A 25622-nucleotide genomic window follows, 5' to 3' on the forward strand; every position below is an offset into this window, starting at 1 on the left:
TTGCATGCTCAGGTGTCGTTTGGCGGTTGTGTTCGGCGCCTTGCTGCTTGCCACCCCCTCCTACGCCGCGCGCTGCGGCGGCAGTTTTCCGACCTTCGTCCAGTCGTTCTCGCAGGAGGCGGCGAGTGCCGGCATCCAGCAGGACGTGATCTCCGCGGCGCTCGGCGGCGTGCAGCAGGATGGCGGGGTGCTCGCCTTCGACCGCCGGCAGCGCTACACCTTCAACAAGACCTTCGAGCAGTATGTCGCAACCCGGGTCGGGCCCGGGCGCATCAATGGCGGCCGCGCGATGCTGCAGCGGCACGCCGCGCTGCTTTCGAAGATCGAGCAGCAGTATGGCGTGCCGCGCCAGATCCTGGTCGCGATCTGGGGGCTCGAGACCGATTTCGGCAAGGGCGACATGGGCAAGCTGCCGGTGTTCCGCGTGCTCGCGACGCTGGCGCATGATTGCCGCCGCACCGACCTGTTCCAGGGCGAGCTGCTCGCCGCGCTCAAGATCGTGCAGCGCGGCGATCTCCGTCTCAACGACATGATCGGCGCCTATGCCGGCGAGATCGGCCAGACGCAATTCTTGCCGTCGTCCTACATCAAGTATGGCGTCGATTTCGACGGCGACGGCCATGTCGACCTGCGCCACTCGGTCGCGGACGTGCTGGCCTCGACCGCGAACCTCCTGCACACCAGTGGCTTCAAGATGGGCGCGCCCTATGGCGAGGGCACCGCGAATTTCGAGGCGATGCGCGAGTGGAACAGGGCGGTGATCTATCGCAAGACCATCGGGTATTTTGCCGATCAGCTCGTGGGGCGGTGAGGGCGCGGCGGCCTTGTCCGTCATTGCGAGCGGAGCGAAGCAATCCATCTTTCGGCACATGCGGGGCGATGGACTGCTTCGTCGCTTCAGCGCAAAATTGCTTCGCAAATTTGTCGCCGAGCTCCTCGCAATGACGATCGTTTCCATCGGGCCGCATCACGCATGGAAAAATGGATTCCGGGTTCAGCCCTGCGGGCTGCCCTCAGATGCGCAATTGCGCATCGGGGAATGACGGTTGAGAATTCTGGTGTCTCCATGGAAACCATCGGCAGCCAAAAAATCTGGTCGTTCTTCGACCGCCGCGGATGCCAGGTCGCGAAGAACTCGGCGGTGCGGGAGGGGCCGGGCCATCGCGTCGGCTCCTATCTCGAGCTCGCCACCAAGATCGCCGAGCTGCAATTCCTCAACCGCGATCATGTGCTGCTGTTTCGCGGCCAGGGCGCCGACTACAGGAACATCAAGCGCAACTCGTCGCTGAAGCCGACGCTGTTTCGCGGCGGCCGCGGCAATCCCGATCAAGCGACGCTGGTCGGGCGGTTCGATGCGCTGCAACGCGCCGAGCGGATCCTGATCGCCGAATACGCCAGGGAAAAGCTGCTCGGGCTCGAGCGGTTGAAGCGGCATCGCATCCTGCGCTGGTCGATCCTGCAGCATTACGAGGTCTGCACCACGCCGCTGCTCGACGTCACCCATTCGATCCGGATTGCCGCCTCCTTTGCCTCGCTGGCGGAGACCGGCACCGCCTTCCTCTATGTGCTCGGCGTGCCGAATCTGAGCGGCGCGATCACCGCGAGCGCCGAGGCCGGCCTGCAGATCGTGCGCCTCGCCAGCGTCTGCCCGCCGTCGGCGGTGCGGCCGCACATCCAGGAGGGCTATCTGCTCGGCGAGTATCCGGAGATGTCCGGCACCGAGCAGAAGGAAAACTACTTTCCCTACGAGATGGATTTCGGCCGGCGGCTGGTCGCCAAATTCTCGTTCGCGCCGGCGTCGTTCTGGAAGAATGATAATTTTCCGCAGGTGGCGAGGAGCGCGCTCTATCCCTCGGAGCGGAGCGATCCGCTGTTCCGGCTGGCGCTCGGGGTGAAGAAGCAGCTGGGCGGGTAATCTCGTGTCGCGATGACGCGCAGGCGTGACTCGCAGGCATGGTATGACCCGCGGGCCGTGCAACATCCCCGGTGTCGTCCCGGGCTTGACCCGGGACCCATAACCACAAATGTCCGTGTTGCACGACGCTGTGGCCCCCGGCGTGCCTCACCAACCCAATCCTGTGGTTATGGGTCCGGCTTTCGCCGGGACGACGGCGGTGCGCGGGTTACTCCGCGCTATCGTGCTACTGGCTCGCACTCGCGGCATCGCGCGCGATCCGCCGCGCCGCCGTCTTCTCCATCATCCGTTGCATCGTTTTCCAGTAGGTCGCCGGGCGGAAGCGTTGCAGCAGGTCCATGAAGTATGCGTCCTTGCCGATCAGGATGCGCGGCTGGTTCTTCTCGATGCCGGCGATGATGCGCTGCGCGGCCGCGGTCGGCGTGGTCCTGGCCAGTGCGTCGAAGCGCTCGATCGATTCGGCGCGGCGGGCATTGTCGGTGACGCCGGTGCCGGCGCGCGAGTTGCGCGCGATGCTGGTGGCAACGCCGCCCGGATGCACCACGGACAGACGCACCGGGCTGTTCGCCACCGCAAGCTCGTGGCGCAGGCTTTCCGAGAAGCCGCGCACCGCGAACTTGGCCGCGCAATAGGCGCTCTGGCCGGGCGGGGCGATGATGCCGAAGATCGACGAGATGTTGACGATATGCGCCTCGCGCCGCCGCGAAAGCTGCGGCAGGAAGGCGCGGGTGCCGTGCACCACGCCCCAGAAATTGATGTTGAACAGCCACTCCATCTGCGCCTGATCGAACTCGCCGAACTCGCCGAGCAGCGCGACGCCGGCATTGTTGACGACGATGTTGAGCGAGGGGTGCGCTGTAACGGCGGCCTCCGCGAACGCCGTGATCTGGTCCGGCTCGCTGACATCGAGCCGATGCACGGTGACCTTGCGCGGGCTCGCTTTCGCGATCTCCGCGGCGGCGGCCTGCAGGCCGGCCTCGTCGCGGTCGGCGATCGCCAGATCGCAGCCGCGCAGCGCCAGTTCATGCGCGAGCGCGCGGCCGATGCCGCTGGCGGCTCCGGTCACGGCAGCGGCGGATCCAGGGATCGCGGTCATGTCGGGTGAGCTCCATCTCAACGGGGGTGGTGGTTGCCAAGCGAGGAACACGGCATTTCCACGCTTTTCTCAAATTGGAACTGAACCATCCAGTGATTTTGGGCATTTAATCTATGTTACGCGCTCGAAGCGAAGCATTCAAACCAAGGGAGCCACACCCATGGGACAGTCAAAGCCCTACCGTGCGAAGGCCCTGGTGGTTGAGGACGACCCGATGCAGCGCGAGATGATCGGGCTGCTGCTGGAGGAGAGCGAGTTCGACGTCATCGCCTGCGAGAGCGCCGAGGCCGCCGAGCTGGTGCTGCAGGGCAACGGCGACAACGTCGTGCTGATGATGACCGACGTCGAATTGGCCGGAAACATGACCGGCATCGAGCTCGCTTATGCCGCGAAGAAGTACAGACCCGATCTCGACGTGATCGTCACCTCGGGCAAGCCGCTGCGGCAGCGCCTGCCCGAAGGCGCCTTGTTCTGGGCCAAGCCCTGGGCGCCGCTGGACGTGATCCGGGTCGCCGAGATGAAGGCGTCGGAGCTTTCGCATCGCGGATGGCGCAGGTCGTCATAACGGGGTGTCGACGCTGGCGCCGGGCGGAGGCCGGCAGCCGCTTCCGCCGTCCCCGTCGCCGTGATATTGGCGGACGATGTCCCGTCCGCCTGTCCCGCCCGCCGAGGATTTGAAGTGACCTGGTCCTTTCTGCTGACGTCGCTGATCGTGGTGGCCTCGCCCGGCACCGGCGTGCTCTATACGCTGGCGGTGGCGCTGACCCGGGGAGCGCGGGCGAGCGTCGCGGCGGCGTTCGGCTGCACGCTCGGGATCGTGCCGCAGATGATCGCGGCGATGCTCGGGCTCGCCGCCATCCTGCACACCAGCGCCGTGGCGTTCGCGGCGCTGAAATGGGGCGGCGTCGTCTATCTGCTCTACATGGCCTGGCAGGCGCTGCGCGAGCGCGGCGCGCTTGCCGTCGACACCGAGATCAAGCCGCGCTCGCGCCGGCGGGTGATCGTGACCGCGATCCTGATCAACATCCTCAATCCAAAGCTGTCGATCTTCTTCCTGGCCTTCCTGCCGCAGTTCATCGCGGTCGACGAGCCGCACCCGCTGGCGCGGATGGTCGAGCTCAGCGGTGTCTTCATGGCGATGACCTTTGCGGTGTTCGCGGTCTACGGGCTGTTCGCCGCCTCGGTGCGCGACCGCGTCATCACCCGGCCGAAGGTGATGGCCTGGCTGCGGCGAAGCTTTGCCGCGGGCTTTGCCCTGCTCGGCGCCAGGCTCGCCTTGGCGGAGCGCTGACGTCGCGGCCGTCACGCCCGGACGCAGGCAATAAAAAAGCAGGCGTTGCGCCTGCTGCCTTGCGCCCCGTCAGTTCGGGGCCGATCGATGTAGGGTGGTGAATTCGAGGTTGACGTCGCTGCGACCGGTTGTCCCGGTCCGGGTGCCCGGGCAGGGCAAGAGCCGCTACCCGGGCTGGAATTCGTTACTTCTTGGCGGCCTTCTTCTTGGTGGCCTTTTTCGCCTTCGCCTTCTTCGCCTTCTTCGCTTTCTTAGCCATAGTATCCTCTCAGGGTTTCATGGATTGAACGCGACTCCGAGGCATGCTTGGCGGAGGGCCAGCCTCGCAACATCCTCGATATCAAACTCAGCAGATTCGGAGGCTGCTGCCGCGTGCTGTCACGGCGTCGTCATCGTGTTATCCACAACTGTTACGCGTTTTCGCCAGCTTTTTCGCAAAGCGTTGCGCATGTCGCGCGTCGCGGCGTCGGCGCATCCGTCATGCTTAACGATGCGCAAACGGCGGATGCGCAGATCTTCATCAATTCAAAACCACGGCGCGGATTGGCACGTTGTGGGTGACGCTCCGTTAAGCGGCGCGGCCGCATGCTGTTCCGTAAGACAACGGGGATTGTCATTTGAGGAAGCGCCCCGGGGGCATGATCCGGACAAGTGCGAAGCGGTTTTCCGAAAAGATCATGCCAAAACAAGAATCTAACGCGCGATGATGATTCAGCCTGATCTCATCGCGCTTTAGCGGCAGACGGTCATTTCAGGAGAGGCGAGGCCGATACGGCTCTCGAACAGGGGCGATGTTGAGCGTTCCGACGCTTTGGACGGTATTCATTATCAATTTTCTCGCGCTCGGGCTGATCTGGGCCTATGTCGCGCGCAGCTATCCTGCTTTCGGCGCGGCGCGGTTCTGGACCGCGTCGGCCCTCGTCGCCTCCGCCGGGGCCAGCTGCGCGATGCTTCGCGTGATGCTGACGGACTCGCTGCTGCCGCTGCTTGCGGCCGGGACCTTGATGGTGTTCGCCGCCGGCCTTGCCGCGATGGGCATCGAGCGGTTCTACGACAAGCCTGCGACCTGGCGCGCCACCCTGCTGACCACGGCGCTGGCCTTCGCCGGTCTCGGCACCTTCATCTTCGCCTATGACAGCATGCCGATGCGCATCCTGGTCTACACCATTGCCCAGGTCACGCCGTTCGCGCTGACGCTGAAGCTGTTGCTATCGTCCGAGAACGGCCGCGTCAGCCCCGGTGCCCGGCTCGCCGGCATCGTCGCCTCCGTGCTGATCGGCATCTATGCGCTGCGTGCCGTCGGCGCGCTGCTGCAGCCCGGCGAGTTCTCCTTCCTCCGCTTCTCTGCGGGGCAGTCGCTGGTGATCCTGCTGATGGTGTTCCTGTCGATGGCGCTCAATTTCGGCTTCCTGCTGATGGCGATCGACCGGCTGCGCAACGAGGTCGCCGACCTCGCGCTGCTCGACGATCTCACCGGCGTCGGCAACCGCCGCCATCTCTTGCAGCGGCTGACCGAGGAATGCGCGCGCTCCGACCGCAACGGCGAGGCGTTCGCGCTGCTGGTGATCGACCTCGACGGCTTCAAGGGCATCAACGACACCCATGGCCACGCCGCCGGCGACGCCTGCCTGCAGCATTTCACGCTGATGGCGCAGACGCGGCTCCGCCCGGGCGACATGCTGGCCCGCACCGGCGGCGACGAGTTCTGCATCGTGTTGCCGTCCTCGACGCTGCGCGAAGGCGCGATGATCGCGCGCCGCGTGCTCGAGGTCTGCCGCGCCGATGCCGAGCAGTGCACCGGCAGGGACATTCCGATCGCGGTCTCGATCGGCGTCGCGCAATGGACCCGCGAGATCGGCCTGCATCCCGATCGCCTGGTCGCCGCCGCCGACCACGCGCTCTACGACGCCAAGAAGGGCGGCAAGAACGGCTACGCGACCTACGAGCCGAAGCCGGCGCCCGAGACGGTCGAGGCGAGCCTGCGCAAGCGCGCCTGAGCGTGCTAACGAGAGACGACACCGGATCTCCGTGATGATGCCTCGCCTGCTCACCGCACTTCTTGTGCTTGTCCTGTTCGCTGCCGCATCGGCCGAAACGCCCGATCTCGCGGCCATCGCGCGATCGCAAGGCACGCCCGAGATTCCCGGCTTGAAGATGGTCTGGCTGGCGCCCTGGGGCGACGTCGCCAAATCGCATCCCTGGCGCAATATCATCGTGCACCAGACCGAGGGGCCGCAGGGCTCGGCGCGATACGGCGCCGAGGCGCAGCACAAGAACCCGACCCGGCGCGGCGTCATGATCTGGGTCGAAACCGACGGCACGGTCTATTGGGCGGTCGCCGACAGCCTCGTTCCGACCCACACAGACGGCGCCGATCGCAACGACAACAAATACATCGACAACAGCAAGACCTATCACCAGGTGAACAAGGACACGTCGATCGGCGTCGAGTTCTCCGGCAATTATCCCGACGTCACGACGGGCCCGACCGACGCACAGGTCGCGGCCTGGCGGGTGCTGGTGAAGCTGCTGCGCGCGCGTTACGGCATCCCGCCGGAGCGCGTCTACGCCCACAACTGGATCGACTTCAAGGATGCCCGCTACTGCGAGGGCTGCGCGCTCGCCACCATGGCGCGGCAGTGGGGCGAGTAGGGCGGGTACTCATCAAAATCCCGGACGCCTGCGTTCGGGGACGAAGCGGCAACCGGACCGGACCTCGCCGATATCGCCTTCTGAGCCCCTAGCCGACATAGCCAAGAGCGCCTGTTTTGTCCGCTTCGTGGGATGGGTGGAGCGAAGCGATACCCATCAAGCTTGTGCTGCGCGTTCGGATGATGGGTATCGCTGCGCTCCACCTATCCTACGGACTGGCCAGGGCAGCCTTGACCCATCGCGGACATTTCCTCGTCTTCATCCATTGATCTGGATCAATGCGTCCCCTCACGTTCGCGTTGGCATCGTTCGTTCTGCCAATCCATACGGAGGGTACTATGGAAAGCGCATGCAGGTATCCCTTAGCGTTGATCGTCTTTGCGTTGGCACCGTCTGCTTTCGCCGCCGAGCTCCCAAAAGAAGGCAACTTCGATTACACGGCGTGCTGGTCGGGCACGAGCAACACTATCTCATTTTCCAAGACCCACATCGCGCGAAGCTATGAGCATACCGGCTCTATCCGAAGCAATCCTCCGGGTGGGCTTTTCGACAAAGATACATTCCGGTGCGTAGGGGTTAGTGCATCTCTTGGTGGGAAGATTACTGGCACCACGGTCTGCGAGTCCATTGACCGAGACGGTGATAAGCGACTTTCGTACTTCTCGACGTCAGAAGGAAAGGTAACCAGAGAAACAGTCGCGGGGACTGGGAAGTACGACGGCATGGTCATGACCGCAACGATACAACCCTTAGGGCCTTTCCCGGTCATCAAAGAGGGAACCTTTCAAGACTGCAATCACCAGACTGGTACCTATACGTTGAAGTGATGTTGCATCTTTGCGCGAGGGCCGCCTTTGGGCGGCCCTTGCTTTGCCCGAACCGGCGATCGAATGTGGACGATGGGTGTTGCAGCACAGGGGCTGGCGTTAACGACGCTTGGCGATTTCCAGCCTGGGCGACATCGCTTCGAAGCTTGTTAAAATTTGCCGGGTACCCCTTCCGGGCATTGCGATCAGGGGAGAAGTATGGGTAAGCGGGCTAAACGTGGAAAGACCGAGACGCTCGCGCTACCAGTGGCCGGAAGAGTTGTAGTTGGCGTCGTGGCCGCTGCCGCATTGGGGTACGGCTTGCTGTGGCGGCCGGCGGGCGTTCAACCGATACGGAAGCAAGCCGCGCACCAGGTGCCGGCACCATCTAGTCCTACAGCGTCGACTCCCATTCATGTAGCGGCGGCGGTTCAGGCGCCAGCGCCAGCTCCGGTTCCGATCCCGGTCGCCGCGCCCCGGATCGAAACACCAAAAGCCGCTGACGCTCCCGGAAAATTTGCTCGGCAGGTGGTTGACTACGTCAGTCACCAGCCGCCGGGCACCGTCGTCATCGATAGCGGAAACACATTCCTCTATCTGGTTCTGAATGGCGGGCAGGCGATGCGCTACGGCATCGGTGTCGGCCGCGAAGGTTTCACATGGTCCGGTGAGCAGGTCGTGGCCCGCAAGACAGAATGGCCGGATTGGCGTCCGCCGGCAGAGATGATTTCGCGCCAGCCTTATCTGCCGCGGTTCATGGCGGGCGGTCCTGGCAATCCGCTCGGTGCCCGGGCGATGTATCTGGGCGATACCGAATACAGAATCCACGGCACCAACAAGCCCGATACGATCGGGAAGCGGGTTTCATCCGGCTGCATCCGGCTGACCAATGACGACGTCATGGACCTCTATGATCGGGTGAAAGTCGGCGCGAAAGTGATCGTGCTTCCGGCACCAGCTGCCCATCGACCATCCCCGGGCGCGCCGCCCGACGCCGCCGTCTCATCGCAGGAACCGGCGTCGCCGTCGAGCTGGCCCTCGGCAGCCAACGCGCAACCGCAGGCTTCTCGATCGAAGATGGCCGACGCCCAGTAACTCAATTCTTCTGTCCCAGCTCTACAACTTGAGAAGCAGCCCCGTTCAAAATGGGCTGGGTGGCCGCACCGTAACCTGCGGCATGCCAGGCGTCGGTGCGCTGTATGAGACCGTATGATCGCGTGCGTGGGGCATTGGTAGTAGCGCGCTGCAGCAACAGCGGTTTCTTGTGGATCAAATCCGGGAAAGTCGTAGCGTCGTGAGTAGAGGCTGTGCCGCTACAGCCTTCCAGCCCCGGCAGCCCCAGCTCACCCCCTGAGCTGGGGCTTGCTTGGTTCCTCGTTCGATGGTCGATCGGGATGGATGGCGTCGAGTACGGCCTGATAGGTCTAGCGATCGTTTTCTTCGTCGTCGGCGGGGGCGCTCTTCTGCTCGGATGATCAGCGCTACAACCCCCACACCATCGCGACGGCCAAGAGCACCAGCATGCAGGGACCGCGGTCACAGGCGCCCTTTCGCGTTAGCGATCACGTCTCACTGAGCACATCGTAAATCGGCAAATGCCCGCGGTAATTGCCATTCGGAACTGGTCCTAACCAACAGACGGGCAGGCAAATCGCATGCGCAAAAGTAGTAGCGCGCCGCAGCATTGCGGTTCGTAGTGGATAGAAATTGGGAAAAAGGCGCAATGTAACGTCGTGGGCGGAGGGCGGCCGCTACAGCCTCCGAAGCCGCGTCAGTCCCAGCTCAATCCGCCTTCCAGCTGGGCGCACCGGACGGGGAGGGAGATTTCATGAGGGCAGCGCTCTTGGCATTATCGCTCGTTGGTCAGCCGCCCGTACAAATTTCAGACAGTGTTCCCAACTTCGACATCAAGTCGCTTTGCGCGGACGTTTCCGTTGACGATAAAGCGTCGGGACTTCCCCAGGACGCGAGCAAGTGCGTGAGTGACGAGGCGGTTGCGCGGCAGCAGCTAAACTCGATCTGGCTAACTGTCCCGGCGGGACCGCGAGAAAGTTGCGAACTCATGGCAGGGTCAGGGCAAGTACAAAGCTATGTCGAACTCCTCATTTGCTTGAAAATGATTGACTGGGACTCGCCATCGACAGTGCCCTCTCAGAGGCCCAGGCAAGGTTCGAAAACGCCAGGCAATTAACCCAGTTCGATGAATTGCGACGGAGCGCTGTGAAGCGTGCGGAGAGGTCACCATTCAGTCTTCCGAGCGCAGAGTCGCTTCGATGCGCTGGATCAGCCGCTCCCGCAGCGAAGGCACCGCGTTGCCGAGAACGGCGAAGGTGCGGACGATGGGCAAATACGGCTCCATTGCCGCCGTTAGATCCGCGAGAGACATGCCGTTGAGCCGGGCATATTCGGATTGCGCCGCCGCATTGGTCGCGCGCGGCCGCTCCGGATTGTCGGCGACTTCCGGCCCGAGCTCGGACAGGATCACGCGCAAGAACCCAAGCTCGAGGACGGCGGGCCCGCGCATCGCGCTGACCCAGTCGACCAGCTTTGGGCCTTCCGCTGTCATGATCACGTTACCGGGGCTCAGGTCGGTATGGCAGAGCCCGTCGCCCGGCGGCAAGCGATCGATCAGCGCGAGGATTTCAGTGGCGATGTGCTTCGGCAGCTTGCCGTCGTCGTGCTCCAACTGAGCCTCCATATACTCGCGCATGGAGAGGACCTCCGGCGGCAGGGGCGTCTTGTGAATGGACATGGCGAGAGCCGCGACGATCGCGCCGGCCTGTTCGAACGTCACCGCGCCGGTTCGGGTTAGCTGTAGCAGGGTCGGTCCGTCGAGGCGCTGCAGCACGATGCCGAAGCGCCCGTCCAGGGTCACCTCTCCGAACACCTCCGGCACCGGAGCGCCGGCGGCGTGGACGGCGCGGATCATGTGCACCTCGAACCAGGGCATCCGCCGCGGCAAGCCGGGCTTGAACAGTTTGACGACTCGCCCCGGCGCCCAGGCGTAGGCTTCGGAGTAGGCGCCTTCACCGATCTTTTCCCCCAGCGATCCTCGCATGCCCGTTCTCCGCCGTGCAGAGCAAACACCGGCGGCGAGCAAAAAGGAACCCCTCCCGTCGCGGGGCCGCCGGACACCATCGCTGACGGCCTGCGTGACCATCGAGAACGCCGGGTCTTCGAGGTGAACCGGAAGTCCCTCGGTAGCGGAAAGGCTTTGGCGAGTCTCGTCCGAGCCTTCAGCTCGGTTCAATCCAATGGGAAGGATTCGAGACGTACATGGTTCCTCGCGTCAAGAAAGCGGACAATTCAAGTCCCACACCTAAAAACGGCAAGTCGAGCACAATGACGCCCGAGCCCTTGGCTGCCTCGAATCCTCCGTACAGCGTGTGGAGTGCATTTCTCACGTTTTGAAGTAAGCCAATAGCCGTAAAGGTGTTACGCGTATTCAGCGCGGGTGCCACGTACCTGCCGTTTTTCAAGCCATCGATGAAGTACTTGCTGTTATGGATCGATTGTAGTGCCGATTTCGAGATCAGCTTTTCGGTAAATGCGACATTGACGCCCCAGTCATTCAGGGGTTCACGGTGCAACTCATATGGAACGCTGAAACCAAAGCCGATAACAGCAACCGCCCCTCCGCTGCCTCCAAGACCCAGTCCCCACCGGCTGCTAATAATCTGGAGATCAAAGGTCTCCAAATCTCCCAGGTTCACGACGTACGCGGTCGTGCTCTCGATGCCGCCGATCAACAACTGTCCGCCAGACTTGACGCCGAAGCCAAGCCAACGTTTGAAGAACTTGCGTTCCTCCGGATAAAATTGAGGTTTCGGTTGAGGCGGCGGTGGTGGCGGCGGCGGCGGTGGATTTGGCTTATTCCAAACCGAGATGATCACACCACGCCAGGCTTCGTTTTCCACCCCATCCATTTCACCTGCATACTTGGCCGCGCGTTCCCCTTTCGCCACCTCGAGCGCAACTTTGAAATTGTTGGGCACTTGCTTGCGAAGCAAATCAATTACGGCCCGCAGCCTATTCTGCGACAATTCCATGTTGAAATCGTCGCTGCCGGTACGACTCGCAAGTCCTATGATTGTAAGGCTTCCTCCGCTCCTCAACTTTGGAGCGACGACACTGATCAGCCAATTGGAATGTTCCGGCTTTATGGCGAACTTGCCGACTTCAAAGTTGAACAACTTCGCCGCAATCGTATCCGGTGCCTGAGATCCGTACTCCTGGATTTTTCCAGGTGATGCCATGTTGACTATCTCCCAACGGAGAGACCGACTGCGGAACGGGTAGGACCCGGATTGAATATCCGCGTATCAATGGGTCGCTTTGGAGTTTATGCCGGTTCATCGTCGCCCTCGGATTCCCGGCGGCTACTTGAAGGTGCCGTCGAAGTCGGTGAAGGCGAAGCCATAGGACACTCCGTGGTTTTCGGCGGAATGAGCGTGGGCGGCTCGGGTTTCATCGCGATGTCGCGGCGAAGCGCGGCAGTGGGCGAGTAGGGCCGCGTACTCCATCAAAATCCAGAACGCCTGCTTTCGGGGACGAAGCGGAAACCCGATCCGAGTTCAGGGATATCGCCTTCTGACCCGAAGCGGTCCTGCACGCGGATGGCGTCGTCGCGTGCGCCATCCGCTCCTGCAATCTATCTCTTGCTATCTCTTGCGAAGAAAAAGAGCCTCAGGCCTTCAGGTCCGTGATCCGCATGATCGCGACCACATTCCCATCATTGTACGCCTGCTCTTTTGTTTCCTTGTTACAGGTCCAGACAAAATTCTTCTTGCCCGTAAAGGTCTTTCCGTCCTGCTCAAGCCGAAGCTCCCCTTCGGTGATATGGCAGATCATGGCATTCATCATCGGGGGGCCCATGGTCTTCGATCCCGGCTGCATAATGACATCGCGCATTGAGACCGTCTTAAATCCTGGGATCAGGGATGGTGTCTCGCCTTCATATTCACGCACCACGACACCTGGCCAAGGTGCCGCATCCTTGTAGCCCGTGGCTTGAGCCTTGGCGGGCTTGATCATGGCAGTCGAAACCGCTGCCAACGCGATTCCCAGTGCGGACCTTCGATCGACCTTCCTCATCGCTTTTCTCCCGACGTTACCGAACGAGCGGCCGCAAATGCAGCGCGCAAAGTTCGTGGTGAACGGTGGTGTGAAACCGAAAAAAGAACGGCCTCTAGGAGAGCGTGTGCCTGCCGATAGCACCAGTGCTGCTCGTTTGCCCGGACGGTGATTTCGGCACGTCCCGCTTCAAGGGCCGTGACATTCTACGGCACCTGACGCATCCGGGGAACGGGTGGCGTTGCACGAAGACACTGCAGCCTGTCGGGAAGGTCCGAAACTGGCCCCTTAGCCGGCATGACCGAATGCGCCTCGCGAGTCCGCACCCGAGGCTGATGCGGACATTCGTCGGCAGGCGGATTGATGGCTACACGCCCCGGATCGAGGTGCGTGCCGAGCACCACTTTGCAAACAACAAAAAAGCCGGCGTTGCCGCCGGCTTTCGTGTCTGTTGGCTCGCTGCTGCGCGATCAGTGCGCGGCTTCGAGCGCGGCTTCCTGCCGGGCAATCGTGCCCTTCACGGCCGACTGCACCTTCTCGAACGCGCGGACCTCGATCTGCCGCACGCGCTCGCGCGACACGCCGAACTCGGCGGCGAGGTCTTCCAGCGTCATCGGCTCGTCCGCCAGACGCCGCGCCTCGAAGATGCGGCGTTCGCGCGGGTTGAGCACGCCGATCGCACCGTTCAGGGCCTGGCGGCGATGATCGAACTCCTCGCTCTCGGCCATCAGGGCTTCGGCGTTGGGCGAGTTGTCGACCAGCCAGTCCTGCCATTCGCCGGCTTCGCCGTCGTCGCGGATCGGGGCGTTGAGCGACGCGTCACCGCCGAGGCGGCGGTTCATGTCGATCACGTCCTGATCGGTCACGCCGAGGCGCTTGGCAATCAGCTTGACCTGGTCGGGGTGGAGATCACCCTCTTCCAGGGCCGAGATCTTGCTCTTCGCCTTGCGCAGGTTGAAGAAGAGCTTCTTCTGGTTCGCGGTGGTGCCCATCTTCACGAGCGACCAGGAACGCAGAATGTACTCTTGTATCGACGCCTTGATCCACCACATGGCGTAAGTGGCGAGACGGAAGCCCTTCTCCGGCTCGAATCGCTTCACCGCCTGCATCAGGCCGACATTGCCTTCCGAGACGACCTCGGAAATCGGCAAGCCGTAGCCGCGATAGCCCATGGCGATCTTGGCCACGAGCCTGAGATGGCTGGTGACGAGCTTATGCGCCGCGTCGCGATCGTCATGCTCGCGCCAACGCTTGGCGAGCATGTACTCCTGCTGGGGTTCCAGCATCGGGAACTTGCGGATCTCGGCGAGGTATCGAGAGAGGCCGGATTCTCCATTGAGGACCGGCAACGTAGCTGTACGGGCCATTAGAGCGCCCTCCAGTGGTTCAGGCCCCCGATAGCGGCGGGCCCGGCAGGTGGCCGCTGGGTTAAAGCCGGCCATGCTGCGATGTTCCGCGCTGGGTATTCAGCGCAGGTGCAACATACACCAAACTGTCCGTGATAGGGAAGGATTGCTGACGTCACGTCCCCGTGTGGCAGGTATAACCTGTTGTCATAACGCGGCTTTTCCGGGAGGGGTGCGTCATACCGCCGCTTCCAGCGCCCGTTGCAGAAGAAGCAAATCCTCCGGCAAAGGCGCCTCCCAGTGCAAAAGTTCTCCGGTCCGGGGGTGCTCCAATGCCAGCAGATAGGCGTGCAGGGCCTGCCGGCCCAGCGCAGTGAGTGTGTCCTTACCTTCCGCGCCGAGCTGCCCGGCCTTGGTCTTGAAGTGGGCGCCGTAAACGCTGTCGCCGAGCAGGGGATGGCCGAGATGGGCGAGGTGCACCCTGATCTGATGGGTCCGCCCGGTCTCGAGCCGGCACGCCAGCAGCGAGGCGACCGGCTTGCCGTCGCGGCCGGCGAAGCTCGAGAGCACCTCGAAATGGGTGATCGCCTCGCGGCCGCCCTGGCGCACCGCCATCTTCTCGCGGGCGTGCGGGTGACGATCGATCGGCGCGTCGATGGTGCCGTGGGGCCGGTTCGGCACGCCCCAGACGAACGCCATGTAGCCGCGCTCCATCGGCCCGGTGCGGCCATGGTCGGCGAACTGCGCGGTCAGCGACTGGTGGGCGTGGTCGTTTTTGGCGACCACCATCAGCCCCGTGGTGTCCTTGTCGAGGCGGTGCACGATGCCCGGCCGCTTGACCCCGCCGATGCCGGACAGGCTCGAGCCGCAATGGGCGATCAGCGCGTTGACCAGCGTTCCGCTGGCGTGGCCGGCGGCGGGATGCACGACGAGGCCCCTCGGCTTGTCGATGACGATGATGTCGTCGTCCTCGAACACGATATCGAGCGCGATGTCCTCGCCCTGCGGCTCGGCGGGCGCGGCCTCCGGCACGTCGATTATGATCGTATCGCCTTTGGCGACATGATAAGCGGGGTCGCGGACGACGGCGTCCTTGACGGTCACGGAACCGGCGAGGATCAGCGCCTTCAGCCGGGACCGGGACAGCTCGGGACTGCGCTGCGCGAGCACGCGGTCGAGCCGGGCCGAGCCCTCGTCGCCGGCGACGACGACCTCCAGCTTCCGACCGCCATTCGAAGAGACTTGTTGCGAAGACACTTGCAAAGATAGAGCCTTGTGATGACCGACACCGCTGTGACCGAACCGACCCCCGACCAGGCCGCGCTGATCGCGCGGGTGCGGCGCATGATGCTGATCGCGGGCCTGACCTCGGCACTGGCCGTGGCCGTCGTATTGATTGCCATCGGCTACCGCCTTTATCGCAGCGAGGGAAGCCCCGTTTCCGTTTCCGACGTCACTGCTGCGCTGCCGAAAGGCGCGCGCATCGTCGCCACCGGTGTCGCCGGCGAACGATTGGTCCTCACGCTTGACGTGGGCGGTGCAACAGAGATTCGCACATTTGATGCAAAGACGCTGAAACCTGTCGGCAGGCTGAGCTTCGTCAACGAACCCTGATCGCAGCAATCGCGAAGCCGCGCGGTCGATCAACCGAAAGCTGCAGCGTATTTTTTGCGCATGCGTTCGCGCATCGAGAAGGTGTGCCGCCATCTTTTCGGCCGAGTTGCACGTTCAGCTTGCGCCATGTCGCGATCCAACCCGAGCGCTTCCATCGAACAGTCCGGTGAGTCCGATCTGTCGGGCCCGTGCGCCGACCCGACGCGCCGCGCGGTGTTGACCGCGCTCGCAGGCTGCGCCTGTCTCGCCGCGATCGAGCCCGCGGCCGCCGATGATGACGAACAGCCCGGCGCCAATGAGCGGCCGCAAAAAGCGGATCGGCTCGTGCGCGCCGAGGGCGACAAGGCGGGCCAGGTCATCAAGTCGGAAGATCTGACCTTGGGCGGCCCGCCCATTCGCGCCTGGCCGCAGGACCCGAACACCTCGGTCGTTCGCAAGGGCTCGCGGCTGAACGAGGTCGTGCTGGTCAAGCTCGATCCCGCCGAACTCGACGATGCCACGCGCGCCCGCGCCCCTGACGGCATCGTCTGCTACTCGGTCATCTGCACGCATGCCGGATGTCCGATCACTGCCTGGTTGAAGGAAGAGCAGGGCGACAAGAGCGTTCTGAAATGCCTCTGTCACAACTCCGAATACGATCCGCGGCAGAATGCGCAGGTCGTGTTCGGGCCGGCGCCACGTCGCCTCGCGGCATTGCCGCTGACGGTTGCCGACGGCGCGATCACGGTCGCAGCGCCATTCGTCGGAAAGGTGGGTGCTCAGCAGGGAGGATGAGGCCACATCGGGATTTCTGCATGACCTAAACTGAAAAAATCAAAACAGAGCAGGGAGGTAGCATCTCATGACAAGCAAGCAGTGGTTACTGTCGAGTTGTGTCGCATTCACGTGCCTCATTTCGACCTATGCCGTCGCGGGGCCGATCGAAAACTACAGTTCGGTGACCTCGGCGCGTCTCGAAAATCCCGAACCCGGCAACTGGATGCTGTATCGCCGGACCTATGACGGACAGGGGTATAGTCCGCTCAACCAGATCAACACCTCCAACGTCAAGGACCTCAAGCCGGTCTGGACCTTCTCGACCGGCGTCATCGAGGGCCATGAGGCGCCGCCGATCGTCAACAACGGCGTGATGTTTGCCGCGACCCCGATGGGGCAGGTGATCGCGCTCAACGCCAAGACCGGCGAGGAGTACTGGCGCTACAAGCGGCAGCTTCCCGACGATCTGTTCCAGCTGCACCCGACGAGCCGTGGCGTCGGCCTGTGGCAGGACAAGGTCTACTTCGCCACCACCGACGACCATGTCGTCGCGCTCGATGCCAAGACCGGCAAGGTGGTCTGGGACACCAAGGTCCAGGACTACAAGAAGGGTCAGTATCTGACGCTGATGCCGCTGGTGGTCGACGGCAAGGTGATCGTCGGCGGCTCCGGCGGCGAGTTCGGCGTGCGCGGCTATGTCGTCGCCTACGATGCCGAGAGCGGCAAGGAGCTCTGGCGCACCTTCACCATCCCCGGCGAAGGCGAGCCCGGGCACGAGACCTGGAGTGGCGACGACTGGAAGTCGGGCGGTGGATCGGCCTGGATGACCGGCACCTACGACAAGGACAACAAGACGATCCTCTGGGGCGTCGGCAACGCTGCGCCGTGGCCGGGCTCGGCTCACGCCGGCGACAACCTCTACACCAGCTCGGTGATCGGTCTCGATCCCGAGACCGGCAAGATCAAGAAGCACTTCCAGTATCATCAGAACGATTCCTGGGACTGGGACGAGGTCGATGCGCCGATGCTGGTCGACCTGCAGCGTGACGGACGTTCGTTCAAGAGCTTGATCCACCCGGGACGCGACGCCATCTTCTGGGTGCTCGAGAACAAGCCCGACAAGATCAACTACGTGTCCGGCTGGCCGTTCGTGAAGACCAATGTCTGGAAAGGCATCGAGGCCGAGACCGGTCGGCCGATCGTCGATCCCGAGCACAAGCCGGTGATCGGCAAGCGGGTCGAGTTCTGCCCGTCGCTGTGGGGCGGCAAGGATTGGCCGTCGGCGGCGTACAGCCAGAGCACCAAGCTCGTCTACGTTCCCGCCAACGAGAACTTCTGCGGCGGCTTCACGGGCGAGAAGCAGCCGCTGGTACCCGGCCAGCTCTGGCTCGGCACCAAGCCGGAGGACATCGGACTGACGCCGGCACCGAACGCCGATCATTTTGGCGAGTTGCAGGCGTGGGATCCGGCCACCGGCAAGAAGGTCTGGCAGCACGACTTCAAGACCTCGCAGCTGTTCGGCTCGGTGACGGCGACCGCGGGCGATCTGGTTCTCGCCGGCGGCACCAACGACCGGATGTTCCGCATCTTCAACGCCAAGACCGGCGAGCTGTTGTGGGAGCAGAAGACCAACTCCGGCATCATGGCGATGCCGATGTCCTATGAGGTCGACGGAACGCAATACATCGCGGTCCAGTCGGGTTGGGGCGTCGACGCGCAACGCATCCAGGATGCTCTGGCCGGCAAGGTCAAGGGCTTCGAGAACAACGTCCCGCAAGGCGGCGTGATCTGGGTGTTCGCGCTCGACAAGAAGTAAGCCACGTGATCCGAGCTTCGGTCCTGATTGAATCAGGACCGAAGCGCCGGCTTGTTATGACGCGTTTTCTCGAAGCGAAACGGTGTTCGTTCCGTTCGAAAACGCTTCTCACCTATAGGGGGCGATGCGATCGGGAAGCGGCGGATGGGGAGACCGCCGCTTCCCGGTCCGCGCTTGCTTTATTTGCCCTTGGTATCGACCTTCCGCTTCTCGTCGTCGTTCATCTGCTTGATCGTGGGATCGCGGCTGGCCTCGCCAGTGGTCTGGCCGGTGGTCGCTGGCGGGCCGCTGCTCGGAACCGAGTTCTGGTCGGGCAGCACCCGCGCCGGACGGGTCGCCGTTGCGTTCGGCGGCGAGGCGGTCTGGGCAAGCGCCGTCTGTGTCGCAAAAAGCAAGACGCCCGCGGACAGGGTTGCCGCGAGCGTCCCGAATGTTTGAGGTGGGGTTCTCATCGATCTGCTCCAGTGGATCGATGAGAACGACCTATCTCGTCCGACGTTCCAGCTTCAGGTCTCCAGCTGCTTGCCGATCGGAAGGGCGCGGATGCGCTTTCCGGTCGCGGCAAAGATCGCGTTGATCAATGCCGGCGCGAACGGCGGCACGCCGGGCTCGCCGACGCCGCTCGGCGGGGTGTCCGCGCCGGGCGGCACGATGTAGACGTTGGTGATCACAGGCGACTCGTCCATCCGGATCACCGGGAAGTCGTCGAAATTGCCCTGCTGCACCTTGCCGTCCTTGAAGCTGATCTCGCCGTATTTGGCCAGACTCAGCCCCATGATCGCGGCACCCTCGATCTGCGAGTGGATCCGTTCCGGATTGACATAGGTGCCGCAATCGATCGCGGTGTCGACCCGCGGCACCGAGAACTTGCCCTTGTCGTCGACCGCCACCTCGACGATGGTCGCGATGTAGCTGACGAACGAGCGGTGCACCGCGATGCCGAGGCCGTGGCCCTTCGGCACCTTGCGGCCCCACTCGCCCTTCTCGGCGACCAGCTCGACCACCTTGCGCAAGCGCGCGGTGTCGATTGGGTAGCTGTCATAGGGCTCGCCGTAGTTCCAGGGATCCTTCACCGAGGAGAGGTTGACGATCCGCGGGCTTCCGATCAGCTCCAGCAGCATCTCCTTCTGGTCGCGGCCCGTCGCATGCGCGATTTCCCCGACCATGGATTGCACCGCGAAGGCGCGCGGGATGTTGGAGACCGAGCGGAACCAGCCGATCCGCGTGAACGCGGCCGCTTCCGGATTCTCGCACTGCAGGTTGGCGATCTCGAACGGGTTGTCGATCAGGCCCATGCCGAGCTCGAACGGCGCCTCGTGATTGGCGCCGGCGGCGAAGGTCGAGGCGATGGTTGGCGCCACGCTGCGGTGCCGCCACGCAATCACCTTGCCGCTCTTGTCGAGACCGGCCTCGATCCGTTCCACCGAGACGGTGTGCAGGAAGTCGTGATGCACGTCGTCCTCACGGGTCCACTGCACCTTGACCGGCGCGCCGAGCTCCTTCGACAGCAATGCCGCCTCGAGCGCGAAGTCGCATTTCGACTTGCGGCCGAAGCCGCCGCCGAGCAGCGTCACGTTGACGGTGACATTGTCCTCGGGAATGCCGAGCGTCTTGGCGACGTCCTCGCGGGTGCCGCCGGGGCTCTGCACCGGCGCCCAGATCGTGGCCTTGTCGCCCTTGACGTCGGCCACCGCGACCGGCGGCTCCATGCTGACATGGGCGAGATGCGGCAAATAGTACTCGCCCGTGATCACCTTGTCGGCGCCCTTCAGCGCCGCATCGACGTCGCCTTCCTTGCGCACCACGAGGCCGGGCTTGCGCGCGGCTTCCTCGAGCGAGGCACGATAGGTGATGGAGTCGTATTTGGCGTTGGCGCCGTCGTCCCAGACGATCTTCAGCGCGTCGCGGCCCTTGATCGCAGCACCCGTGTTGCGCGCAATCACGGCCACGCCGCCGAGCGGCTGGAACTTGGACGGCCAGGGCCAGCCCTTGACCTCCATCACCTTCTCGACGCCCGGCACCTTCTTGGCCGCGCTGTCGTCGAACGACTTGAGCTTGCCGCCGGTGACCGGCGGACGCGCGATGACGGCGTATTTCAGGCCGGGCAGCCGGACATCGGCGCCGTAATGCGCCTTGCCGGTGGTGATGTCGTGCAGGTCGACGATCGAGACCTGGCCCTTGCCGAGATAGCGGAAGTCCTTGGGGTCCTTCAGCTTGAGGCCCTCGACGCTCGGCACCGACTCCTTTGCGGCGTCGGCCGCGAGTTCGCCGAAGCCTGCCTTGCGGCCGCTCGCGCTGTGCACCACCTCGTGGTTCTGCGCCTTCACCTCGGTGACCGGCACGCCCCATTTCTTGGCGGCGGCGGCTTCCAGCATCGAGCGCGCCGAGGCGCCGATCTGGCGCATCGGGATCAGATAGTGCCGCGTGCTGCGCGAGCCGTCGGTGTCCTGGTTGCCGAACTTGACCTCGTCGCCATGCGCCTGTTGGACATGGACGCGCGACCAGTCGGCCTCCATTTCCTCGGCGACGATCAAGGGCAGGCTGGTGCGGACGCCGGTGCCCATCTCGGAGCGGTGCGCCAGGATGGTGACGATGCCGTCGGGGGCGATCGCGACGAACACGCGCGGGTCGACCACGACGCCGTGCGGCATCTTGCCGGCGCCGGTTTCATAGGCGAACGCCTGGCGCGTCATCACGGGCGCGGCGAGCACGAAAGAGCCGGCGATGCCGAGCCCCTTGAGGATGCTGCGGCGCGAAACGTTCTCGACCTTCACGTGCTTCTCGAAGCCGCGAAGCTTGCTGGGATTGGTGCGGATATTCATGTCACACCCCCGTCGATGCGAGATGGACGGCATTCTCGATCCGCTGGTAGCAGCCGCAGCGGCAGATATTGCCCGCCATGGCTTCGCGGATCTGGTCGTGGCTGGGCTTCGGGTTCTGGTCCAGCAGCGCCGCGGCCTGCATGATCTGGCCGGCCTGGCAGTAGCCGCACTGCGGCACGTTGACCTGGCGCCAGGCCTTCTGCACCGGATGGTCGCCGGTCGGATGCAGCCCCTCGATGGTGGTGACCTCGCGGCCGACGACGTCGGACACCGAGGTGATGCAGGCGCGAACCGCCTCCTTGTCGACGATCACGGTGCAGGCGCCGCACAGCGCCTGGCCGCAGCCGAACTTGGTGCCCGTGAGGCCTGCTTCGTCACGGAGATACCAGAGCAGCGAAAGATCCGGGTCGCCGTCCCAATTCTGTTCCTGGCCGTTGATTTTTAGTTTGATCATGGTCTGTCCTCGCTCTGCTTAAGCTATTGACCTGTGCGGCGCGAGGTGCGGAACGTCTTCCATGGCCTGCGACCGCGCTGATGTTTGTTGTGCCAAGATATTCGTGAGCCAAATCTGCCGTGCGCCAAGGCCGTCAAGCGCTTGCGCTTTGTTCCAAGCACTCCTCTCGCTTGTCCGGCGCCGTGCGGGGCGCAGCATGGTGAAGGGCTGCGATGTTAGCAGAGACGGACGCCGGGTGACTTCACAGCCAAGTGTTTTGCATTGCCATTTGGCGAAAGCAGGGCCGTGCACGACGACGACATGACATCTCAGGGTGGCCATCATGCAATCGCGAGGGCGGTGCCACTGTCGCGTGCAGGTGCGACGCGCTCGGGCAAAGGCACGCGCGGCATCTCGCCCGGCACCGCCGTCCCCGGTGCGCGATTGCGCACTGGGGGCATCGCGCGGCGATGAACCCGGAATCCAGCGCTATGGCGCCGGATGCTCCCGGGGGCGTTCGTAAAGCATGCGTGACAAAATCCCCGCCGCAATGCACAAGGCATCTTGCGGCGGCCGGATTTCAAGGCTATTGCCTTGCCTCTCAACGCTCCCTTCGTCTAGCGGTTAGGACGCGGCCCTCTCAAGGCTGAAACAGGGGTTCGATTCCCCTAGGGAGCGCCAGCCTGAGACCTTTCGACTTGATTTCCCTTTCGTTTTCGGCGTTTTCCCCAAACCTGCGGAAGCGGTTTGGGAAATCCTGTTCGCGTTCCGTCCTTCAAGCTTGATCACCGCGTCTTCAGCGAGGGCCGCCTGATCAGCCTCCTCCGTATAGCGCTCAGCTTCAGCTAGCGTCGTGTGTCCGAGGACAGACATGATCATCTTCGCCGTTGCGCCGGCTTCGGCGAGCAAACGTCCGGCGGCTTTCCGTAAACCGTGCGGCTTGCAATCGAGAGGCAGTCCGGCCTTCGAGATAGCGTCGCGCATCCATCCACTGAAACCATCAACGGTGAAGGACTTGCCATAAGCAGTCGTAATGATCACGACGCCTTGCATGTCATATGCGTTGAGCGCTTCGACGGTGTCCCGATGCAACGGGATGAGGAGCTCGCGCCCAGTCTTCTGTTGCTTTATCCTGATCTTGCGTTCTGGCGTGATGTGCGTCTGCGCCATCCTGACTACGTCGGAGCGACGCTGACCCAGATTGAGGAACAGGTGAAACGCAGTGCGCTGCTTGGTCCCGAGCGGCCAGCATTTTTTGAATTGCTCAATTTCGTCGTCGGTCCACGACCGAATTTTCTTGATCTTCGGCCGCTTGATACCCAATGACGGATCATGCTTCAGCCATCCGATGTTGATCGCGTGACGGATCAGTATCCGCAGCTTCTTCAGTGTATCGAGTGCCGCACCTGGGCGATTCGCATAGGGTTGAAGAATGCCAGTGATGATGCGCTCGCGCGAGAGCCCGGCGACTGTGCGATGACCGTGTTCGATCCGGAGCGTCTCAAGACGGCCAATGTAGCCCGTCTTGCTCGTGTCACGGAGGCCAACGTATTCGGCGCTCTTCATGTAGGAGGCGATGAGCGCCGCGATAGTGCCAGGCGCGGCCGGCACAAACCGATCTCGGACCGGTACGAATTGGCCGAGCAACGCGGCTTGGTATGCCACCATAAATTCTTCGCTCGTGGGGTCATTCGGCAGACGAGAGCGAGGTCCTTTCCCACGTCGAAAGGATAGATACGTATGGCCCTTGACGTGATTACGCTCGACGTGAAGCGGCAGCTTGCGGGGCATCGATATCCTTCCACGTGTCGTCAACGCGGGTATTATTGCCATCGGAAGGCAGTTCATCAATGGCGATGTCAAGTTGACGGACATCCCAAGCCCGACGCCGCTCCCCGAGCAATCGTGCTCGGGGCATTTGGCCGTTCTTCACCATCTCATCAAAGGTGTTGGGTGACACGCAGACGTACGCGGCGGCGGCCTCGCGACTGATGAGCCGTGGTGCCAGTGATGGCGGTAGCGCTGTTTGCCGTGGCATCGCGATGCCCTATGACAGGCGATCCATTCCGCCGATCTGTGCATCGCAACATGAAGGTGCTTGGCTCGTCCAAGCAAGGGCGCGCGGTCCGATTCGGAAGCCCATGCGTGCAGTGGCGCACAAATCGGATGCTAGCACGGGACAATGCGTGTTCAGCCTCAAAATTCTCGTCGATGAATGTCGGGCCGCTGTGAAGGAACAGAAGAGGCTCCCGCGAGCAGGTCGGTCAGGAAGGCATGGGTCGCAAGAGCTGATGTGACAATCAGGACCGAACGCTGCTGGTTGGTAGGATGAATAACACGTACACACCAGATCGCCGATGAGGTCATCGACGGCAACACAACGGTCACCAATATTGAGCCTTTCGTTCCGCTCCGCCGACGGCGGCTTGCGTCAAAGCCCGCAGCACACATGTAGGAGATCAGCCCGATTCTAGATCCTGACCACTTTCCAAAGTCTTGCCGGCCTAACGCCTGAACTTGATGCCGCCCGGCTCTAGGTGCGGGGCTGCTGATTGCGCTTCGTACTTCGCGTAGGCTCGACGGATTTCCATCTGGCTCCCTCGTTGGACGACACGGACCTTGCGGGATCCATCTACCAACTGGGACGCGACGTCTTGCGCGTGCACGGACCAACGACTGGTCACTAGACCAGGCATTGCAGAGCCTGGTGAAAATTGGATGCCGCTCGAGGGTCGGCGCCGAAAAGCCGGCTACTTGGCCCAAGAAATGCTTCTTTGAAAGTCACCGCTTCTCCGAGGATCATTGAGATAAATTCGTTGGGATCGGCGAGAGCAATTGACCTTTGCGTAGTCAAAGGAATGACGCGATGGAAGAAACGGTTGATGATCGCCTATTGGCGGCAATTGATAGGCTAGCAAGATCCTCCGGCGAGGTTGCCGAAGCTTTGTCGACAATGCTTCCGGAGAACGTAGAGCTTATTGTTGGTCTGTTTGATGAGACGATTCCGGCGTTTGCTCAGCGCGAGCTGGCCATTGCGTTCATCCACGTCGATTGCGACATACATTCAAGCACAAGAAGTATTTTTACGGGTCTCAAGTCTCAGATTCGTCCGGGATGCGTTATCGTGTTTGACGAATACTTCAACTACGTAGGGTTCGAGAAGCATGAAAGATTAGCGTTCGACGAATTCATAGGTGAGACCAACTATGGTGTTAATTGGATATCGTATTCGGGGCAACAGGCCGCTTGTGTACTGACGACGGGTACGTAGTGGCTGCAAGCCGAATACGACCGTCTGACGCGACGCCTGCGCCATGCATGTCGACAAGCTCGACGGCCGGATCGACAATACAATCTATAACGTGATGTCAGGGGAATGGCGCAAAGAGCAGGATCGCTGCTCGCGGAAGATCGTCGGCGCCAGGTGTCTCCGCGTGCGTGCGTGTGTCGTCTGGTGGGCCTGGCAGGACTCGAACCTGCAACCAGTCCGTTATGAGCGGACGGCTCTAACCATTGAGCTACAGGCCCCGCTGCTGAGACGACGGCGCAGCATCGTTTACAATTTGTCTGGCGCTCCGGCAAGGTTGAGCCACGCTTCCGCGCCCGCGCTTCGGACTTTTCCGCAGGTTTTCCTTTCCGTTCTCTGAAGCTTAAATTCGACCTTCAAGCCTGCTTTGGCGCAGTTGTCATGCGTCATCCTGTAAGCGCGCGACGTGCGTAGAATTAGCAGGCCGCTCATTCTGCGGCAAAGTCACCGACTCACTTCAGTCAGCTAAAACGGACCGCGAGCTTTCTGTCTGGCAACGCCACAAGTCTCGCGCGGTAGTGATCAGAGTTCGTTTTGACAAACCTTGGTATAGGGTTTGCAGCCCATTCGATATCACTCGCTTACCTTTGTAGAGTTGTGCATCCGTCACGTTGTTTCTAGTTTCGATGTTGAAGCTGGGCATTCGATTGAACGGGCGAAGCCTTTAAGCTCACTTGAATCGCTGCCGGAAGCAG

Annotated in this window: 21 protein-coding genes, 2 tRNA genes and 1 pseudogene; 13 read left to right on the forward strand and 11 right to left on the reverse strand. The window is 62.7% G+C overall.

All coding sequences use genetic code 11. The annotated features are described in order from the left end of the window. Positions 1–4 precede the first annotated feature (4 nt). The 3 genes from ACVMDN_RS01495 to ACVMDN_RS01505 are packed head-to-tail and all read left to right on the forward strand — an operon-like array spanning position 5 to position 1915. Entirely contained in the window at positions 5–811 is an 807-nt protein-coding gene (locus ACVMDN_RS01495) for a lytic murein transglycosylase (protein WP_076827939.1), read from the forward strand. A gap of 13 nt (positions 812–824) precedes the next feature. Then, positions 825–1043, forward strand: coding sequence for a hypothetical protein (locus ACVMDN_RS01500; RefSeq protein WP_158074192.1), 219 nt, complete (start codon positions 825–827; stop codon positions 1041–1043). Between the two features lie 23 nt (positions 1044–1066). Next, positions 1067–1915: an FRG domain-containing protein gene (locus tag ACVMDN_RS01505; RefSeq protein WP_076827937.1), complete on the forward strand. Its 849-nt coding sequence runs from the start codon at positions 1067–1069 to the stop codon at positions 1913–1915. Positions 1916–2141: 226 nt separating this feature from the next. Here ACVMDN_RS01505 and ACVMDN_RS01510 read toward each other — a convergent pair whose 3' ends face one another. After that, positions 2142–3011, reverse strand: coding sequence for an SDR family NAD(P)-dependent oxidoreductase (locus tag ACVMDN_RS01510; protein WP_057018056.1), 870 nt, complete (start codon positions 3009–3011; stop codon positions 2142–2144). Between the two features lie 160 nt (positions 3012–3171). Between ACVMDN_RS01510 and ACVMDN_RS01515 the strand changes: the two genes are divergently transcribed. From ACVMDN_RS01515 to ACVMDN_RS01535, 5 genes are all read left to right on the forward strand, one after another. After that, a complete protein-coding gene (locus ACVMDN_RS01515; protein WP_057018055.1) occupies positions 3172–3576 on the forward strand; it encodes a response regulator in 405 nt (134 codons plus the stop codon). 114 nt (positions 3577–3690) lie between these two features. Next, positions 3691–4302, forward strand: a complete 612-nt coding sequence (locus ACVMDN_RS01520) for a LysE family translocator (protein WP_038386831.1) — start codon at positions 3691–3693, stop codon at positions 4300–4302. Between the two features lie 791 nt (positions 4303–5093). Beyond that, entirely contained in the window at positions 5094–6299 is a 1206-nt protein-coding gene (locus ACVMDN_RS01525) for a GGDEF domain-containing protein (protein ID WP_076827935.1), read from the forward strand. A gap of 34 nt (positions 6300–6333) precedes the next feature. Further along, entirely contained in the window at positions 6334–6954 is a 621-nt protein-coding gene (locus tag ACVMDN_RS01530) for a peptidoglycan recognition protein family protein (RefSeq protein WP_057018053.1), read from the forward strand. A 1025-nt stretch (positions 6955–7979) separates the two neighbouring features. Further along, on the forward strand, positions 7980–8855 hold the full coding sequence (locus ACVMDN_RS01535; RefSeq protein ID WP_076827933.1) for a L,D-transpeptidase: 876 nt from the start codon (positions 7980–7982) through the stop codon (positions 8853–8855). 1150 nt (positions 8856–10005) lie between these two features. On the opposite strand, the gene ACVMDN_RS01540 is transcribed toward ACVMDN_RS01535, so the two are convergent. The 5 genes from ACVMDN_RS01540 to ACVMDN_RS01560 form a co-directional block, all read right to left on the reverse strand. Further along, positions 10006–10818 carry an aminoglycoside phosphotransferase family protein gene (locus ACVMDN_RS01540; RefSeq protein ID WP_076827929.1) on the reverse strand — a complete coding sequence of 271 codons (813 nt, stop codon included), beginning with the start codon at positions 10816–10818 and terminating at the stop codon, positions 10006–10008. Between the two features lie 178 nt (positions 10819–10996). Then, positions 10997–12016, reverse strand: coding sequence for an OmpA family protein (locus ACVMDN_RS01545; RefSeq protein WP_141340036.1), 1020 nt, complete (start codon positions 12014–12016; stop codon positions 10997–10999). Positions 12017–12446: 430 nt separating this feature from the next. Next, positions 12447–12854: a hypothetical protein gene (locus ACVMDN_RS01550; protein WP_057018049.1), complete on the reverse strand. Its 408-nt coding sequence runs from the start codon at positions 12852–12854 to the stop codon at positions 12447–12449. Positions 12855–13303: 449 nt separating this feature from the next. Next, positions 13304–14200, reverse strand: coding sequence for an RNA polymerase sigma factor RpoH (rpoH, locus tag ACVMDN_RS01555; protein ID WP_024581019.1), 897 nt, complete (start codon positions 14198–14200; stop codon positions 13304–13306). A 216-nt stretch (positions 14201–14416) separates the two neighbouring features. After that, positions 14417–15436 carry an RluA family pseudouridine synthase gene (locus ACVMDN_RS01560; RefSeq protein WP_244435987.1) on the reverse strand — a complete coding sequence of 340 codons (1020 nt, stop codon included), beginning with the start codon at positions 15434–15436 and terminating at the stop codon, positions 14417–14419. Positions 15437–15457: 21 nt separating this feature from the next. On the opposite strand from ACVMDN_RS01560, the gene ACVMDN_RS01565 reads away from it, so the two are divergent. From ACVMDN_RS01565 to ACVMDN_RS01575, 3 genes are all read left to right on the forward strand, one after another. After that, positions 15458–15793 (forward strand): hypothetical protein, encoded by a 336-nt coding sequence (locus ACVMDN_RS01565; RefSeq protein WP_028333161.1) that lies wholly within the window; start codon positions 15458–15460, stop codon positions 15791–15793. 126 nt (positions 15794–15919) lie between these two features. After that, entirely contained in the window at positions 15920–16567 is a 648-nt protein-coding gene (locus tag ACVMDN_RS01570) for a QcrA and Rieske domain-containing protein (protein WP_076827927.1), read from the forward strand. Between the two features lie 67 nt (positions 16568–16634). Continuing rightward, positions 16635–18365 carry a methanol/ethanol family PQQ-dependent dehydrogenase gene (locus ACVMDN_RS01575; RefSeq protein ID WP_038387773.1) on the forward strand — a complete coding sequence of 577 codons (1731 nt, stop codon included), beginning with the start codon at positions 16635–16637 and terminating at the stop codon, positions 18363–18365. 179 nt (positions 18366–18544) lie between these two features. Here ACVMDN_RS01575 and ACVMDN_RS01580 read toward each other — a convergent pair whose 3' ends face one another. Genes ACVMDN_RS01580 through ACVMDN_RS01590 form a run of 3 tightly spaced genes read right to left on the reverse strand, consistent with a single transcriptional unit; the run spans position 18545 to position 21641 of the window. Continuing rightward, the gene (locus ACVMDN_RS01580) at positions 18545–18817 is read right to left on the reverse strand and encodes a hypothetical protein (protein WP_057018047.1); all 273 of its coding nucleotides are present in this window, start codon (positions 18815–18817) and stop codon (positions 18545–18547) included. A gap of 54 nt (positions 18818–18871) precedes the next feature. Further along, positions 18872–21187, reverse strand: coding sequence for a xanthine dehydrogenase family protein molybdopterin-binding subunit (locus ACVMDN_RS01585; RefSeq protein WP_076827925.1), 2316 nt, complete (start codon positions 21185–21187; stop codon positions 18872–18874). Position 21188: 1 nt separating this feature from the next. Next, entirely contained in the window at positions 21189–21641 is a 453-nt protein-coding gene (locus ACVMDN_RS01590) for a (2Fe-2S)-binding protein (protein WP_028333166.1), read from the reverse strand. 585 nt (positions 21642–22226) lie between these two features. Here ACVMDN_RS01590 and ACVMDN_RS01595 point away from each other — a divergent pair. Continuing rightward, positions 22227–22301, forward strand: a tRNA-Glu gene (locus ACVMDN_RS01595). A gap of 189 nt (positions 22302–22490) precedes the next feature. Here ACVMDN_RS01595 and ACVMDN_RS01600 read toward each other — a convergent pair. Further along, positions 22491–23495 (reverse strand): annotated as a pseudogene (locus tag ACVMDN_RS01600) (tyrosine-type recombinase/integrase); the annotation flags it as partial. Between the two features lie 991 nt (positions 23496–24486). Here ACVMDN_RS01600 and ACVMDN_RS01605 point away from each other — a divergent pair. Beyond that, complete coding sequence (locus ACVMDN_RS01605; RefSeq protein ID WP_069279745.1) at positions 24487–24891, forward strand: TylF/MycF/NovP-related O-methyltransferase; 405 nt, start codon at positions 24487–24489, stop codon at positions 24889–24891. Between the two features lie 181 nt (positions 24892–25072). On the opposite strand, the gene ACVMDN_RS01610 is transcribed toward ACVMDN_RS01605, so the two are convergent. Next, a tRNA-Ile gene (locus ACVMDN_RS01610) sits at positions 25073–25148 on the reverse strand. Between the last annotated feature and the right edge of the window lie 474 nt (positions 25149–25622).

It is taken from the genome of Bradyrhizobium sp. USDA 4510, from assembly GCF_054059095.1.

Coding starts and splice junctions, on each gene's coding strand:
- ACVMDN_RS01495 (WP_076827939.1), top strand. CDS start 5: ATGCTCAGGTGTCGTTTGGCGGTTGTGTTCGGCGCCTTGCTGCTTGCC.
- ACVMDN_RS01505 (WP_076827937.1), top strand. CDS start 1,067: ATGGAAACCATCGGCAGCCAAAAAATCTGGTCGTTCTTCGACCGCCGC.
- ACVMDN_RS01510 (WP_057018056.1), bottom strand. CDS start 3,011: ATGACCGCGATCCCTGGATCCGCCGCTGCCGTGACCGGAGCCGCCAGC.
- ACVMDN_RS01515 (WP_057018055.1), top strand. CDS start 3,172: ATGGGACAGTCAAAGCCCTACCGTGCGAAGGCCCTGGTGGTTGAGGAC.
- ACVMDN_RS01525 (WP_076827935.1), top strand. CDS start 5,094: ATGTTGAGCGTTCCGACGCTTTGGACGGTATTCATTATCAATTTTCTC.
- ACVMDN_RS01530 (WP_057018053.1), top strand. CDS start 6,334: ATGATGCCTCGCCTGCTCACCGCACTTCTTGTGCTTGTCCTGTTCGCT.
- ACVMDN_RS01535 (WP_076827933.1), top strand. CDS start 7,980: ATGGGTAAGCGGGCTAAACGTGGAAAGACCGAGACGCTCGCGCTACCA.
- ACVMDN_RS01540 (WP_076827929.1), bottom strand. CDS start 10,818: ATGCGAGGATCGCTGGGGGAAAAGATCGGTGAAGGCGCCTACTCCGAA.
- ACVMDN_RS01545 (WP_141340036.1), bottom strand. CDS start 12,016: ATGGCATCACCTGGAAAAATCCAGGAGTACGGATCTCAGGCACCGGAT.
- ACVMDN_RS01550 (WP_057018049.1), bottom strand. CDS start 12,854: ATGAGGAAGGTCGATCGAAGGTCCGCACTGGGAATCGCGTTGGCAGCG.
- rpoH (WP_024581019.1), bottom strand. CDS start 14,200: ATGGCCCGTACAGCTACGTTGCCGGTCCTCAATGGAGAATCCGGCCTC.
- ACVMDN_RS01565 (WP_028333161.1), top strand. CDS start 15,458: ATGACCGACACCGCTGTGACCGAACCGACCCCCGACCAGGCCGCGCTG.
- ACVMDN_RS01570 (WP_076827927.1), top strand. CDS start 15,920: ATGTCGCGATCCAACCCGAGCGCTTCCATCGAACAGTCCGGTGAGTCC.
- ACVMDN_RS01575 (WP_038387773.1), top strand. CDS start 16,635: ATGACAAGCAAGCAGTGGTTACTGTCGAGTTGTGTCGCATTCACGTGC.
- ACVMDN_RS01580 (WP_057018047.1), bottom strand. CDS start 18,817: ATGAGAACCCCACCTCAAACATTCGGGACGCTCGCGGCAACCCTGTCC.
- ACVMDN_RS01585 (WP_076827925.1), bottom strand. CDS start 21,187: ATGAATATCCGCACCAATCCCAGCAAGCTTCGCGGCTTCGAGAAGCAC.
- ACVMDN_RS01590 (WP_028333166.1), bottom strand. CDS start 21,641: ATGATCAAACTAAAAATCAACGGCCAGGAACAGAATTGGGACGGCGAC.
- ACVMDN_RS01605 (WP_069279745.1), top strand. CDS start 24,487: ATGGAAGAAACGGTTGATGATCGCCTATTGGCGGCAATTGATAGGCTA.